This is a genomic window from Paenibacillus rhizosphaerae (genome assembly GCF_014192015.1).
Taxonomy (GTDB): domain Bacteria; phylum Bacillota; class Bacilli; order Paenibacillales; family Paenibacillaceae; genus Paenibacillus_AQ; species Paenibacillus_AQ rhizosphaerae.
Genome location: NZ_JACHXJ010000006.1, coordinates 1 through 13,932, shown reverse-complemented (window position 1 = coordinate 13,932; position 13,932 = coordinate 1). Strand labels below are relative to the sequence as shown.

The 13,932-nt window shown below is 54.8% G+C and carries 14 protein-coding genes; 9 read left to right on the top strand and 5 right to left on the bottom strand.

The window, feature by feature from the left end:
- The first annotated feature begins 149 nt into the window (after nt 1-149).
- From FHS19_RS27900 to FHS19_RS27880, 5 genes are all read left to right on the top strand, one after another.
- Nucleotides 150-1,778 carry an extracellular solute-binding protein gene (locus tag FHS19_RS27900; RefSeq protein ID WP_183585324.1) on the top strand — a complete coding sequence of 543 codons (1,629 nt, stop codon included), beginning with the start codon at nt 150-152 and terminating at the stop codon, nt 1,776-1,778.
- Nucleotides 1,779-1,822: 44 nt separating this feature from the next.
- The gene (locus FHS19_RS27895; RefSeq protein ID WP_183586248.1) at nt 1,823-2,719 is read left to right on the top strand and encodes an ABC transporter permease; all 897 of its coding nucleotides are present in this window, start codon (nt 1,823-1,825) and stop codon (nt 2,717-2,719) included.
- Between the two features lie 40 nt (nt 2,720-2,759).
- Nucleotides 2,760-3,632 carry a carbohydrate ABC transporter permease gene (locus tag FHS19_RS27890; RefSeq protein ID WP_183585323.1) on the top strand — a complete coding sequence of 291 codons (873 nt, stop codon included), beginning with the start codon at nt 2,760-2,762 and terminating at the stop codon, nt 3,630-3,632.
- A gap of 146 nt (nt 3,633-3,778) precedes the next feature.
- The gene (locus FHS19_RS27885) at nt 3,779-4,765 is read left to right on the top strand and encodes a sugar phosphate isomerase/epimerase family protein (protein WP_183585322.1); all 987 of its coding nucleotides are present in this window, start codon (nt 3,779-3,781) and stop codon (nt 4,763-4,765) included.
- Nucleotides 4,766-4,826: 61 nt separating this feature from the next.
- Nucleotides 4,827-6,590: a prenyltransferase/squalene oxidase repeat-containing protein gene (locus tag FHS19_RS27880; protein WP_183585321.1), complete on the top strand. Its 1,764-nt coding sequence runs from the start codon at nt 4,827-4,829 to the stop codon at nt 6,588-6,590.
- A gap of 155 nt (nt 6,591-6,745) precedes the next feature.
- Here FHS19_RS27880 and FHS19_RS27875 read toward each other — a convergent pair whose 3' ends face one another.
- On the bottom strand, nt 6,746-7,498 hold the full coding sequence (locus FHS19_RS27875; protein ID WP_183585320.1) for an SGNH/GDSL hydrolase family protein: 753 nt from the start codon (nt 7,496-7,498) through the stop codon (nt 6,746-6,748).
- A gap of 154 nt (nt 7,499-7,652) precedes the next feature.
- Here FHS19_RS27875 and FHS19_RS27870 point away from each other — a divergent pair, with 154 nt between their 5' ends.
- Nucleotides 7,653-7,925 (top strand): NifU N-terminal domain-containing protein, encoded by a 273-nt coding sequence (locus tag FHS19_RS27870; protein ID WP_183585319.1) that lies wholly within the window; start codon nt 7,653-7,655, stop codon nt 7,923-7,925.
- Between the two features lie 235 nt (nt 7,926-8,160).
- Here FHS19_RS27870 and FHS19_RS27865 read toward each other — a convergent pair whose 3' ends face one another.
- Genes FHS19_RS27865 through FHS19_RS27855 form a run of 3 tightly spaced genes read right to left on the bottom strand, consistent with a single transcriptional unit; the run spans nt 8,161 to nt 11,315 of the window.
- Nucleotides 8,161-9,261: a Gfo/Idh/MocA family protein gene (locus FHS19_RS27865; RefSeq protein WP_183585317.1), complete on the bottom strand. Its 1,101-nt coding sequence runs from the start codon at nt 9,259-9,261 to the stop codon at nt 8,161-8,163.
- A 5-nt stretch (nt 9,262-9,266) separates the two neighbouring features.
- Nucleotides 9,267-10,115 (bottom strand): sugar phosphate isomerase/epimerase family protein, encoded by an 849-nt coding sequence (locus FHS19_RS27860; RefSeq protein WP_183585315.1) that lies wholly within the window; start codon nt 10,113-10,115, stop codon nt 9,267-9,269.
- A gap of 36 nt (nt 10,116-10,151) precedes the next feature.
- A complete protein-coding gene (locus FHS19_RS27855) occupies nt 10,152-11,315 on the bottom strand; it encodes a Gfo/Idh/MocA family protein (RefSeq protein WP_183585313.1) in 1,164 nt (387 codons plus the stop codon).
- A 208-nt stretch (nt 11,316-11,523) separates the two neighbouring features.
- On the opposite strand from FHS19_RS27855, the gene FHS19_RS27850 reads away from it, so the two are divergent.
- From FHS19_RS27850 to FHS19_RS27845, 3 genes are all read left to right on the top strand, one after another.
- Complete coding sequence (locus FHS19_RS27850) at nt 11,524-12,351, top strand: AraC family transcriptional regulator (protein ID WP_183585311.1); 828 nt, start codon at nt 11,524-11,526, stop codon at nt 12,349-12,351.
- A gap of 241 nt (nt 12,352-12,592) precedes the next feature.
- Nucleotides 12,593-12,880 carry a hypothetical protein gene (locus tag FHS19_RS35095; RefSeq protein WP_246426867.1) on the top strand — a complete coding sequence of 96 codons (288 nt, stop codon included), beginning with the start codon at nt 12,593-12,595 and terminating at the stop codon, nt 12,878-12,880.
- The gene (locus FHS19_RS27845; protein WP_246426866.1) at nt 12,853-13,452 is read left to right on the top strand and encodes a hypothetical protein; all 600 of its coding nucleotides are present in this window, start codon (nt 12,853-12,855) and stop codon (nt 13,450-13,452) included. The genes FHS19_RS35095 and FHS19_RS27845 overlap by 28 nt, the downstream gene beginning before the upstream one ends.
- Nucleotides 13,453-13,728: 276 nt before the next feature.
- Here FHS19_RS27845 and FHS19_RS34650 read toward each other — a convergent pair.
- The coding region (locus FHS19_RS34650; protein WP_221224138.1) for a hypothetical protein at nt 13,729-13,932 on the bottom strand (204 nt) is incomplete at its 5' end.

Below are 13,932 nucleotides of genomic sequence, written 5' to 3'. Positions count from 1 at the left end.
TCCGAAACTGGTTTATTGTCCAGCCGCCGCATCCCGTGACATACTGTGGGCATTCCCGCTGATGCGGTGACCGGCCCGATTGAAAGCGTAAACAATAATCCGCTTGCCATTCAGCGGAGCCGGTATGAAAAGATGAAGGGATGATACGAATGGTTGGAAACAGGAACAAAAGGTCTTTGGCAAAATCGGTTCGCTTCATGTCAGCCGTGCTGGTCGCCGGCAGTATACTGTTGTCTGCATGTTCGCCCAAATCGGATCAGGCGGCCTCGGAAGGGTCCGGATCCGGGTCCGGGTCCTCGGGCAAACAGGTGACCCTGTCGGTGGAGGTGTTCGACCGCGGCAATTCGCCTTCGGGGTATACCATTAAAGATAATTATTGGACCCGCTGGGTTCAGGAGAAGTTCGGCACCCCTAATCAGATTCAGATGAATTACGTTCCCGTCCCGCGTTCGGAGGAGGTCGAGAAGCTGAACGTGCTGATGGCAAGCGGCGGAGATGTGCCGGACATCGTATTCACGTATGATTCCAGCACCTTTTACCGATATGCGCTGCAGGGCGGGCTGACGGACTTGACGGAGCTGATCGACCAGTACGGGCCGAACCTGAAAAAGTTTCTTGGCGACGAGGTGCTGAACTATGGAAAGGTGGAAGGGAAGCTGTATGCCATTCCGGCCAAACGGTCGAACCTCGGCAAGTATTCCTCGTTTATCCGTAAGGACTGGCTCGACAAGCTGAATATGCCTGTGCCGCAGACGACGGACGAATTGTATGCGACGCTGAAGGCTTTTAAGGAAAAAGATCCGGGCGGAACCGGAGGCAAAGTGATCCCGCTCGGCATGACGATCGCTCCGGCGCAGTACGAACCGCTGATCTGGTCGTTCGTCAAGGAGACGACGGAGGAGCAAAAATATACGCTGACGCAGCAGCTTGGCTCCCGGGATTATCCGATTCTGCTTCCCGGCTTCAAGGATGCGCTCCAATTTATGAACAAGCTGTACAACGAGGGAATGATGAGCCGGGACTTTGGGCTGGACGAGGACAAGAAGAAGATGAGCGAGGATATCTCTACCGGAAAAGTAGGCTTCTTCAGTGAAGACGACACAAACATTTACTATGCGGACGGTACCTACGAGACGCTGCAGTCCAACGTCAAGGGCGCGGAACTCCAGGCTGTAGATGTTTATACGAATGAGAAAGGCGAGCATGCCAAGCCGGAATACGCACCGGTGGGCTTGTACGTTATGATCCCCAAATCCAGCAAGCATGCGGCGGAAGCGGTGAAATACCTGGACTGGATGGCGTCGGGCGACGTGCTCTTCAACATGCAGACAGGGGTTGAGGGCGAGAACTATACCCTGAAGGACGGTATCCCCGTGGCGCTGGAGAATCCGACGGAGGAAGCGAAGAACCGGATGTTCAACGCCGGCGACATGACCCTCATTACCAACGGACAGCAGCTGGGGAGCCCTGAGAAGAACAAGGAGGCCAGAGCACTCCAGTTTCCGCCGAAGTATCAGGACGGAGCCCGGGAGGCCTTAAAGATTTCCAACTCAGATACGGTGCCGCCGGTACTGATGGACCGTCCGATCGAAGCCCAGGCCAAATACGGCAATACGCTGCTCGACAAGTTCAATGAAATGATCGTCAAGACGACGACGGCGAAGCCGGAGCAGTTCGAAGCGGTGTACGAATCTCTGATGAAGGATTATATGGCCAGCGGCGGCCAGGCCGTTCTGGATGAGCGGACCAAAGTGTACGGCGAAATGAAGTCGAAATAAACCGAGCTGTAGGCCCGTCAACAGAGGAGGCAAGGCTTGTGAAAATGACGCGTTATTTGGGCAGATACTGGCAGCTGTATGCGCTTCTGCTTCTACCGCTGGCTTATTTTATCATCTTCCGGTATGGACCGATGTACGGCATTCAGATCGCTTTCAAGGATTTCAATCTGTTTCAAGGCATTAACGGCAGCGAATGGATCGGACTAGACGCTTTCAAGGAAGTTTTCGGCATGCGGGACTTTTACAAAACGCTGCGCAACACCTTGATGCTGAATTTTCTCGATTTGCTCGTTTCGTTTCCGGCTCCGCTGATCCTGGCGATTATGCTGTATGAGCTGCGGAGCGCTTGGTTCAGGAAGCTGTCCCAAACGATCCTCTACATTCCCCATTTCATTTCCTGGGTCATTATCGGGGGGATCGTGTACCAGGTATTCGGCACGCAGTCCGGCATGATCAACAACGTCATTACGGCCCTAGGTTTTCCGGAGGTTCCTTTTTTGACGGACAAAAATACCTGGCTGATCACCTATCTGCTGGTCGGGGTATGGCAAAGCGCAGGCTGGGGGACGATCATTTACCTGGCGGCATTGACCGGTATCAACAAAGAGCTGTTCGAAGCGGCGGAAGTTGACGGGGCTACGCGGATGAGGCGCATCTGGCACATTACGCTCCCCGGCATCAAGCCGACGATCGTGACCCTGCTGATCATCAACCTGGGCCACATGATCTCGATCGGCTTCGAACGCCCGTACATTATCGGCAACACGATGGTACGGGATTATTCCGACGTGCTCAGCACGTTCGTGTACCGGATCGGCCTCGAATCGGGACAGTACACGCTGGCTACCGTTGTTGGACTGTTCCAGGCGGTAGTGGGGCTGGTATTCGTCCTCGGGGCGAACTTCGTTTCGAAGAAGCTGACCGACGAAGGTATTTTATAGCGCTGCAGGAGCATTTTTACGTAAAAAGGAGTGAACGAAGATGAGGTCGCAAACGTCCGGCAGGGGATTCGATATCGTCAATGCGGTGCTGCTCGGCGTCGTCGTGGTGGTCTGCCTGGCCCCGTTTCTTCATATTCTGGCTATATCCCTTAGCTCAAGCCGTCCGGTTCTCTCCGGAGAGGTGAGCCTGCTCCCGGTAGAGCTGAATTGGGGGGCATACCGGCAGGTGTTCAGCGACTTGTCGATGATCCGATCACTTGGATTCACGGTGCTGCTCACCGTGATCCATACTGCCTTGTGCATGCTGATGACCGTTGCGGCGGGGTTTCCCCTGACCCAGAAAAAGCTGAAAGGCCGCAAACTGATCATGTTTTTGATTGTGGTGACGATGTTCTTCAGCGGCGGCATCATCCCGGAATACATTCTGGTCCGCAGCCTCCATTTGATCGATACGATGTGGGCGCTGATTTTGCCCGGACTGATTAATCCTTTTTATCTGATTATCCTGATCTCCTTCTTCAACAACATCCCGGACAGCCTGGAGGAATCGGCTGAACTGGACGGAAGCAGCCACTTCCGGACGCTTATCAGCATTATCCTGCCGCTGTCGATGCCGGTTATCGCCACGCTCAGCTTGTTCTATGCGGTGGGCCGATGGAACGGGTTCACGGATACGCTGCTGTATATTACCAGCCCGGAACTCTATCCCATGCAGCTGAAGCTGTATCAGCTGATCCAGAACAACATGGTGTCCGACCTGATGCAGATGGAGGGCACGATGGTGAATCCGATGCAGCCGGAGAGCCTGAAAGCGGCAAGCGTAATTTTTGCCACCGCTCCGATTCTGCTCGTATACCCTTGGCTGCAGCGGTATTTCGTGAACGGGGTCATGATCGGTGCGGTTAAGGGATAGGCGAAGGGGAGTGGAAAATATATTCACTGGCTGTAAGGATCAGTTTTCGGTTTTTCGGCAAGAGCATATGAGGCATGGTTTGAGTTTCAGTGAGTGATGCCTTTCGAGGGCGGAACGCTTTTAATCGAGTACAAGGAGGCGGCTTGATGGTTCTGGACAAAGGGGAGTATTCCTTTTCAACCTGTTGGAATATTAAACGCCACGCCGTGGGAAGCGATATGATCGAAGAGATCCGGGAACTGGGTTTTACGCGCGTGGAGCTCAACTATAACGTCACCCGAGAAATGCTGTCCACGATCGAACCGATGATCGAGCAAGGCGAAATCGGCATTTCCAGCGTGCACAATACGTTCCCTTTTATTGACGATCCCGATTACGGCACGGATTCGGTGCTGCTCGGATTTGACGATGAAGGCAAGCGGAAGCGGGCGGTCGATCTGCTGGTACAGTCGGCCGAATATGCCGCCCGTTACGGAGCAGCAGCCGTGGTCGTCCACCCGGGAGAGGTGCCGTTTACGACGAATATCGATCAGGAGCTGAAGGCGCTCTACAAGGAGCACGGCCCCGATTCGCCGGCGTACCGCGGCCTGTGGGAAGAGATGCTGGAGCGGCGGGAATCGCTGAGCGGGCGTTATGCGGAGCGGATCGCACACAGCCTGGAAGAGGCCTGCGGACGGATCACAGCCAAGGGCTGGGACGTGACGATCGGCATCGAGACCCGGTCGCGGTGCTATCAGATGCCGACGCTGAGGGAAGCGCGCGGCATCATCGACCGTCTTCAAGGCGCCAAGATCGGCCTGTGGTACGACTTCGGCCATGGTATGATGATGGAGCGGATGGGGCTATACGACAACGCGGAGGACATGAGCCTGATCATGGACCATATCGCCGGGATTCATATCCACGAGAGCGTGGGCTTGTCCGACCATTGGTGCCCCTACGTTCACAGCGGCGACATGGCTTATTTCGACCGGTTTCTGCCGGTGATTGAAGCTGCGCCCGTGAAGGTGTACGAGCTGAAATCCGCTTGTACGCCGGAGGAGATCGACCGCAGCCATGGGCTGCTGACAAACAAGCTGGAGCGTCTGCGCGCAGCAGGCGTCCAGACCGGGATGGGGACACGTCCCGAATAACGAAAGTGGTGTGGAGATAGGATACGATGGCATTTTGAACCCGAAAGCGAGTGAATAAGACATGTACGAACAATTGGTTGCCATAAACGACCGATGCGTGGAGGAAAGCCTAAGCCGCCAGGTGCTGGACGAGGGCAGCCGTTATCATGGAGGCGTCACGGACCCGGTCAACGGCATCCCCTGGGCCAGTCATGGCGGAACGCCGATGGTGATGGCGCTGTGGGCTGCGGCGTTAATCAATCCCGATTCGCGTTATTATCATGACGTAGAACTGCTCAGCCGGCTGGAGCACGGAGCCGAATTCATATTGAGATTCCAGCACGCGGACGGTTCCATCTCCCCGGGCTGGACGAATATGCACTCTCCGCCGGATACGGCGTTTGTGGTAGGCGGCCTCGCCCAGGTGCACGAGCTGCTCGAGGCTCATCTCGAAGGCTGGGAGCAGCTGGGGAAGGCCGCCGGCTTGATCCGGTTGTTCCTTACCCGGACCGCCCCCGTACTGCTGACAGGCGGCTGTCATACCCCCAACCACCGGTGGGTACTCACGGCGGCTCTCGCCTTTCTGTACCGGCTCACCGGCAAGGAGGAGCTGAAGGACAGGGCCGAGGCCTGGCTGGCTGAAGGGATGGACTGTACGGAGGACGGAGAGTGGACCGAGCGGAGCAACGGAATCTATAACGGGGTCAGCGATATCGTGCTGTATTACGCCGCGGAACAGCTGAACCGTCCGGAGCTGCTGGAACCGGTACGCCGGAACCTGCGGATGATGGCTTACCTGATCCATCCGGACGGCGAGGTGGTCACCGATTATTCCGGCCGCCAGGATTACGGGGTGAGGCATGACCTGTCCGGGTATTTTCTAATCAGCAGGCTGATGGAGCATACGGACCGGGATCCGCTGTTTGCAGCGCTCGCCGATGCCGCCGGGCAGGCGCTTATCCATCCGGGCTGGCTGCCGAACAATGCGATGATCGGCTATCTGCGCTATCCGCACCTCCGCGAGCGACGGATTCAGCCGTCTCCTCTTCCCGATCATTACCGCGTCATGATCAACCGGGGTTTCGACCGCGGGCAGTACCTCCGGCAGCTGGAAAGCGCGGGCCATTACGGCCGTATTTACCACAGCCGGCTGCACACCGATTTCGGCGCTCCGGTCGGACGGCAGCGGGACGGTCAGACCAGCCTGACGGTCATGGCGGAGACGGACTCGTTCCTGTCCCTCCGGCATGGGGCCGTCAGGCTGCTGGGCGTCCGGCTGGCCTCCTCATTCGAACCCGGCTACGTCAAAATGAACACACTTGAGGAGCTGCCTGACGGATATCGTTTGGCCGGCGACGAGGCCAAAGGTTATTACGGACCGCTCCCCCGGACAGTACTGCCGGAGACGGCAGCAGACGGCGGGACAAGCCCGTGGTACTTGCTGCCGCATCATTTGCGCGAGGTGACGCATGAGCAGCGCCATCATGCCGAAGCGGAGCTGACCGCGGAGGAGGATGGGTTCCGGCTTCGCGTGCAGTGCCGGGAGCCCGAGGGCATGATGACGCAGATATCCTTCGTCTTCGGCGGCGAAACGGAGTTCGCCGGGGAGGGATTGTTCCCGGCGGACGAGACCGACGGCGTGCTGTTCTGGAAGTCGGGCGGCGTCCGCTGCAGCGCAGGTAGGGACTGGATTGAGATGGAGGGCGGGCAGCACGGACATTGGGTGAAGGCGCTGAACAACACCGGCTTTCCTGCCGGCTGCCGAACGCTTGTCGTCAACTTGATGACGCCGTATGACTGGACGTTCACTCTGAGGCTTTCCCCGAAGGCAGTTCTGGAGGAATAGGTGCGATAGAGCCAAGCTGAACGAATAAGAAAACTCGGAATGACAAAAAGGCTGTCCCCCAGGTGAAGTCACCTGATGGGCAGCCTTTTTTAGTACAAACCAAGCTTAGATGCAAAAGTGCATCTCATTCAACTAAACTCGCATTATCCTAACGTTTACGCCTCGCAGCCTTTCGTATTATCTTTCAGCAAATGCCCGTAATTGGCCTTGACGAACTCGAGAACCTTGTCGTAAATAATACGGTGGCCGTCCCGGTTCGGATGGATGCCGTCGGAGCAGATGAATTGAGTAAAGTCCGGATGGGCGAGAAAGGCACCACGCACGTCGATGTATTTGGTCTTGGTCAGCTCGGACACCTTGAGAATGGTTGAATTGTAACGCTCCTGCCACCAGTAGATTTTGGTGACGCTGCCGAGGAACTTCATGATGTTTCGCTCCGCTTCGGGGTTGTCCTGGCTGACCCACTTGAAGTATTTATCCGCGTTGAGGGGAGGGAGGCTCATGAGGACCGGCGTAATCGACTGGCTTTTCAGAAAATCCACCGTGTCCGTCAGCATTTTCTCAAACAGCGTAAAATCCGTCTTGGGACGGTGCTCCGCGTCCGGATTGCTGGCAATTTCGTTCCAGTTAAAATCGCAATCGTTGCCGCCGTATTCAATCAGCACCATGCTGGGTTTGCCCTTCAGAATTTCTTTCTTCAGGCTGCCGATGCCCTTGATCAGCGTGTTGCCGAATCTCGCCGTGTTTTTTACGGCTCCCTTTAGTTTGTCCTGAAGAAGGGATACGTAATTATCCTCAAGGATGACATATTTGCTCCGCGTTTCATCATACACGACCCCCTTGGAAATCGAGTCCCCGGAAACGATGTACGTGGCGTCCATTCCGGGCTGCAGTCTGCTGTCGCTCATTTCTTCACCTCTCCCTAACCGTTCAATTCCTATTATTGTAATCCAGGGTTTCGCCAAGCGCAAATGATGTCGCTTTCAGTCAAGAAGGGCGACTCTAGTTTTGGTGGAAAATGGACAATATGGTACAGTTATAGCCAGAAGGGAGTGATTAAGCATGGCCGTATCCATTCAAATTCAGCAGACCCCGAACCCGCACTCGCTAAAAATCAATGCGAGTCAGAGCCTGTTCGAAGGACCGAAGAGTACCTCACTGAAAAAAGGGGACGAAACCGACCATCCGCTCGCCGGCGCGCTGCTCAGCATCGACGGGGTGGACAACATTTTTGGCATCGGGACGTTCGTTACCGTCAGCAAAATGCCGGATGCCGATTGGGAGAACATCGTTCCGAAAATCGAAGAAGCGTTTACTAACGTTTACGGGGAGTAATGACAGAATACTAGCCATAGCCTTAGCTACGTTGTATAGCAAATAACCGAACGTCACAGCTATTCGATTAATGCCCTAACGGAATAGATCTCAATCCGAGTTGAACGAAAAAGCTCCCGCCGTGCTCTTAGCCTCTAACACAGAGGGGAAGCGCGATACGGGAGCTTTTTTGCGTATGGAAAAGTCGTCAATCCTGGCTGCCGGTGCTTAACACACGCTCAGGCAAGAGTTGTGGCTACGAATTCGTCTGCAGCGCCTGATCGATACGTACGGCCGCTTCCTGCGCCTTGAGGCACAGCTCGGCCGCTTTGAAGCAGTGTTCCTGGGTCATGGCATTTTCGGTCCGGTTCAGGCAGTCGAGAATGAGCTGGCCGAAGTATGGATAGCCTACCTTGCCTTTGACTTCGAAGTGCTGCTCGCCGTCCCCGTTGACCAGATAGACGTGGTCGCCGCGCGGATCGCGGGCGATGTCGATGTATTTGCGCAGCTCGATATAGCCTTCGGTGCCGAGGATGATCGTCCGGCCGTCGCCCCAGGTGCCGAGACCGTCCGGCGTAAACCAGTCGACCCGGAAATACTGGGTGGCTCCGTTGTCGCCTACCAGGGTCGCGTCGCCGAAATCCTCAAGCTCGGGATAGTTCGGGTTGTTGTAATTCGCTACTTTACTGTGCAGAACCTTGGCGTCCTTGCAGCCGGCATAGAACAGAAACTGCTCGATTTGATGGCTCCCGATATCGCACAGAATGCCGCCGTATTTATCCTTCTCGAAAAACCAGTCCGGACGCGACGGCGCGTTCAGCCGGTGCGGGCCGAAGCCGGTTACCTGGATGACGCGGCCGATGGCTCCTTTTTGCACGAGCTGTCCGGCATAGACCGCCGACTCCACATGAAGCCGCTCGCTGTAATAGACGGCGTATTTTTGGCCGGTTTCCTTCACCTTCCGGCGCGCCGCTTCCAGCTGGTCCAGCGAGGTGAACGGCGTTTTGTCGGTAAAATAGTCCTTTCCTGCATCCATCACCTGCAGTCCGAGAGGGCCGCGGTCGCTGGGCACCGCGGCTGCGGCCACCAGTCGTACTTCCGGATCCTCGAGCACCTGCTCTAGGCTGTCCGCGATCTGTACCTGCGGGAACTTGTCGGCAAAAGCCTGGCTTCTCGCCGGTTCCGGGTCGTAAACCCATTTCAGCGTCGCCCCGGCTTCGATCAGCCCGTTGCACATGCCATAAATGTGCCCGTGATCCAGGGCGGCCGCCGCAAACACAAACTCTCCCGGCTCCACGACATGGTTCGGCTTACCTTCCGGCGCGTAGTTCATTCCGTCTTTATTTTGTGCGGTCATGGCCGTCACATCCTTTCGCGCATGAGCTGGGCGAACTCTTTCAGCAGCTCACGAGAGGAATATTGTTCGCTGAAATCCTCGATGCCCAAGTAGCCGTCATAGCCGACGGATTTCAGGTCATTGAGGAGCGAGGTGAAATCCACGATGCCTTCGCGCATCGGCGCCCATTTCGAACGCCATTTAACCGTTCCGTCTTCACGCGTTCCCTCGCGGACCCACTCGGCATTTTTGATGTGAACGTGGGCGAGGTAAGGACCGAGAAGCTGAAGGCCCATCCGGGAATGCTCAAAGCCTTCGTGGATCATGTTGCCTGGATCGTACAGGACGCCAATATGGTCCGGGCTGCAGTGGCTGACGAGACGGTGGGCGAGACCGGCGCTCGGCGCGATTGTGCCGTGATGGGTTTCGATGATGCCTTTGACGCCGTATTGCTTGGCCATTTGCTCCGCCTCTTTTAAATAACGGAGCGTCTTGTCGTACAGCTCGTTGTAGTCTGCGGTTCCATTATATCCGGCCACGCCGAGGCGGATCATGTTCGCTCCGAGATCCTGGGCCGTCCGGAACACATGCTCCGTATCCTTCAGGTCCAGATGGTTCAAATAAGGGGTGATGCTGACGACCTCAAGTCCCTGCGCAAGGGCCAGGTCTGTGAATTTCTTCATTTGATCCGCAGGAAGAGATGGGTCGATCGAGCACAAATTGTTGCTCCAGAACGACGGCTTCTCGCCTGCAGCGCCTGCGGGAACTTCCTTGAAGCGCCATTCCACGCCGTCCAGTCCGGCTTCTCTAGCGGCTTGCACAAGTTCTTCAGGGGTTAGATCCGGGGTGACGACGGTAAATACCGATAGTTTCATAGGGCGATTCTCCTCTTATTGAAAATGGATTATCTATCAGTGAGTTCCGGAGACGTCGAGCACTTCGCCGCCGGCAGCTTCCTTGCGGAACGTCGAGTTTTTGATCTTCTCCTGCAGCTTGACGTAGAACAGATCCTCATCGAGCGGAAGGTCCACCCAATCGTCCGTCCAGGCCGACAGATGCATCGCGTTCGAAATCGTCAGGCCGCGGATGCCTTCTTCGCCCGGGGCGATCAGTTTCTCGCCATGCAGCAGGGCGTTGGTGAAGTTCTGCAAAATTCCGTTATGCTGAGGGCCGTGTCCCCCGTGCACCGGAATGTCGCATTTCCAGCATTCCGGCTGGCCGAATCCGCCCGTATATTCCGCATTGAACTGCGGCTCGGGCACGCGCAGGCGCCAGAAAGTGATTTTGTCGTCTTCGACGACGATTTTGCCGTTATCTCCGGAGAGCTCGAACCGGTTCGTTCCAGGTGCTTCGCCTACGGTGGTCACGAATACGCCGGTAGCTCCGTTTTCATATTCGACATAAGCGGTGACGTCATCTTCGACTTCGATATTGCGGTATTTTCCAAAGTGGCAGAATGCACGCACCCGCTTCGGCATCAAACCTGTCGTCCACTGCCACAGGTCCAGCTGGTGCGGATCCTGGTTCAGCAGCACGCCGCCGCCTTCGCCGGCCCAGGTGGCCCGCCATCCGCCGGAATTATAGTAGCTCTGCGAGCGGTACCAGTTAGTAATGATCCAGTTGGTCCGCTTGATATTTCCCAATTCTCCGGACTGCACCAGGTCGCGCAGTTTGGTATACAGCGGAGAGGTCCGCTGGTTGTACATGATGCCGAACAGCTTGCCCGATTGGGAAGCGGCCTCGTTCATTTCGCGAACCGCCTTGGTGTAGACCCCGGCCGGTTTTTCGACGATGACGTGGTAACCGTTCTCAAAAGCCTTAATCGCCAGCACCGGATGATCATAATGCGGAACGGCGATCAGGACAACATCCATCGCCTGCGAGGCGAAGAACGCCTCCGGTGTGTCGAATTTTTGCACCGATTCCGGCAGATGGGCCTGTGCCCACTCCAGACGGGCGGGGCTTGTATCGCAGATCGCCGTCAGCTGCGCCCCCTTGATTTTGTCCACCAAACTCAGTGCATGACTGCTTCCCATATTACCGATGCCGATAATGCCGTATCGTACTTGCTCCATCTAAATGATCCCGCCTTCCCATGGATTATGAACAACGTTTGCAGGCATGTAAGCCATTACATCTTCCTCAAGCTTAGCCGGAATGGCATGGGAAGCAAATGGCTTAGATTAAGAGGGTTTTGCACAAAATTAAGGTGTTTTCGTAAAATGGGAATGATACAATGGCAGTACATCAGACGACTATTTTCTTATATAAGGAGGGTCATATATGGCACAGGCCACGCAGCTCGGCGCACGGCTGCCGGAAGGGCTGCGGCTGCATGTCAGTCATGTCCAGCTCAAAAGCGGCTTTCCCGACTGGAACCGGGCCGAAGTCGCCCCGAGCTTCCACCGGCTTTATTACATCACGGAAGGCGAAGGATCGGTCGTCATCAACGGCGTGACCTATTACCCCAAACCGAACCAGCTGATGATCATGCCTGCGGGCACGAGCCAGACGACCTACACGTCCAAGGAAAATCCGTACACGCGGTACTTCTGCCATTTTGACGCGCAGGTGGGGGAGTGGCCCTTGTTCCATGCGGACAGCAAGCTGTATATCAGCGATGTCGGCGACCCGGAATTTATTCGTAGCACTTTTGACGATATGATCGGCCAATTTCAGGCGGGTGGTCCTTTTGCCGCCTTGCGCATGCAGGCGGGTCTGCTGCACATGCTGGCCTGCTGCCTGGAAGAAGGAGGATACACCGACTATTGGATCGATTTTATGCACCATACGGAAGGGAACAAGCTGGGCGGCGTGCTGCAGTACATTCATGATCATCTTCGTGAACCGATGGAGATCGAAAAGCTGGCCGAGATCGTCCATCTGCATCCAAACTACTTTATTCCCTATTTTAAAAAAGCGATGGGCTGCACGCCGATGCATTACGTCCAACGCAAACGGATGGAGGAAGCCAGACGCCTGCTTTCATTTACGAACGCGCCCGTAGCGGATATTGCCGATCAGCTCGGAATGCAGCTGTCGCACTTTTCCCGGCAGTTTAAGGGGCATACCGGCATGTCGCCGACGGAGTATCGGGCGTGCACGCGTTAGTGCAAGCTCTGAGGAAGAATTGAAGGGACTCTTTTTAGGGATTCGTGAAAGCAGTGTTGAAAATCTCTCTACATGTATTTGTCGAAAATGTTCATTTGCGTAACTGCCGCGTCTGACCATCGTATCGATTTCTTGGTACTAAAGTCAGAAAGCGTTGTATAGGTATTGGAAGGAAAGACGCGTTTGAATACAATATCCTTTGTTCGGATTCAGCGACAAAACCGATAAATGGAGGATATGAATGAGACGTCTTCGGAAAACCGTTGTGTTCATGGTCGTGTTTTTGCTGGCAGCTGTTCTAGCGTGGCCGACGGAACCGGTGCATGCGGCCGATAGCCAATGGATCAATCAGGTATGGTCGGACTATAAATCTTATAAGAAGACAGTGAGCGCCTATCAGAAGTATCAAGAGCAGATTAATTCGGCTTACCGGAAACTCAAACTTACCAGCAACGAAGCCGCGGAAGAGCTGGAGCGCACCGTGCTTCAGGATCAAGAGCAGTGGATCCGAAAGCTGAGGCCGATTTGAAGATGCTCAAGGAACGTTACGGAAATTATCCGAGCTTGGCCAGCGACTTGCAAAAATATGGACAGTACATAGACCCTGACTTTATGAACAGCCCAATGAACAAATATGCCACGGCATCCAAACGCGATTGGCTGAACAGCGCAATGTGGAATCTTCATCGTTCGCTGGACGAACACTATCTTAACAGTATGATGTGGAAGTATCATAACGCCATCAATCCGGCGTACCTGAACAGCCCGATGTGGAAGCTGAAGAACGGATCCAGCAAAAGCTATTTGAACAGCCCCATGTGGAAATACGCATATGGAAAAATCAGTAAAACGTCTGCCAAGCAGCAGTATGACAAGCTGTACAAAGAACAGACAGCCATCATCTCCAAAAATTCAGCAGTATATAAGGAGGCCATTGCCGGCGTAGCTGCCGGAACCGGGAAACAGGCCGCAAAGATCCAGCTGGAAACGGCCGAAGCGCTGGAAGCCCAGCGGGAGGAAACCTTGAAGCAGATCTCGGAGCTGCGGATGAAGATCTCCGGCGAAGGTCTGTCATGGGAGCCGTTGCTGAAAGTGAATTAAGAGTGGACTTCCGGTATTTGTGAGTCATTGATTCGAAAATGGTGAGTGAGGTCCCGTTTATAAATTAAAGCGGCTTATGCCCGGGCTTAGCGCCTGAGGTTTTAAGCCGCTTTTGTTATATGGTTTGGTTTAAGCATGTTCTCTCCATATGGAATATTTTTCAACTTGTTAAAAAAGAACTGACGTGGTACATTATAAATCCGGCCGCTGATAAGGCGCCGGCAAGCAAAAAGAATTTTTAAAAAAAGCTTGCAATTTAGAATTGAACATGATATATTATAAGAGTTGCTGCTGAAACAACAGGCGGTAACGAAACGAAGTTTGATCTTTGAAAACTGAACAACGAGTGAGTATAAACGCGACGGTCTTATGACCGGAGCGAATGGAGATTAAATCAATCTCGTCAGATTCAAAATGAGCTACAAACTTTCGTTGGAAAGCTACTCCCTTCGGGTGAGCAGATTCTTCCAACTTTCTTGG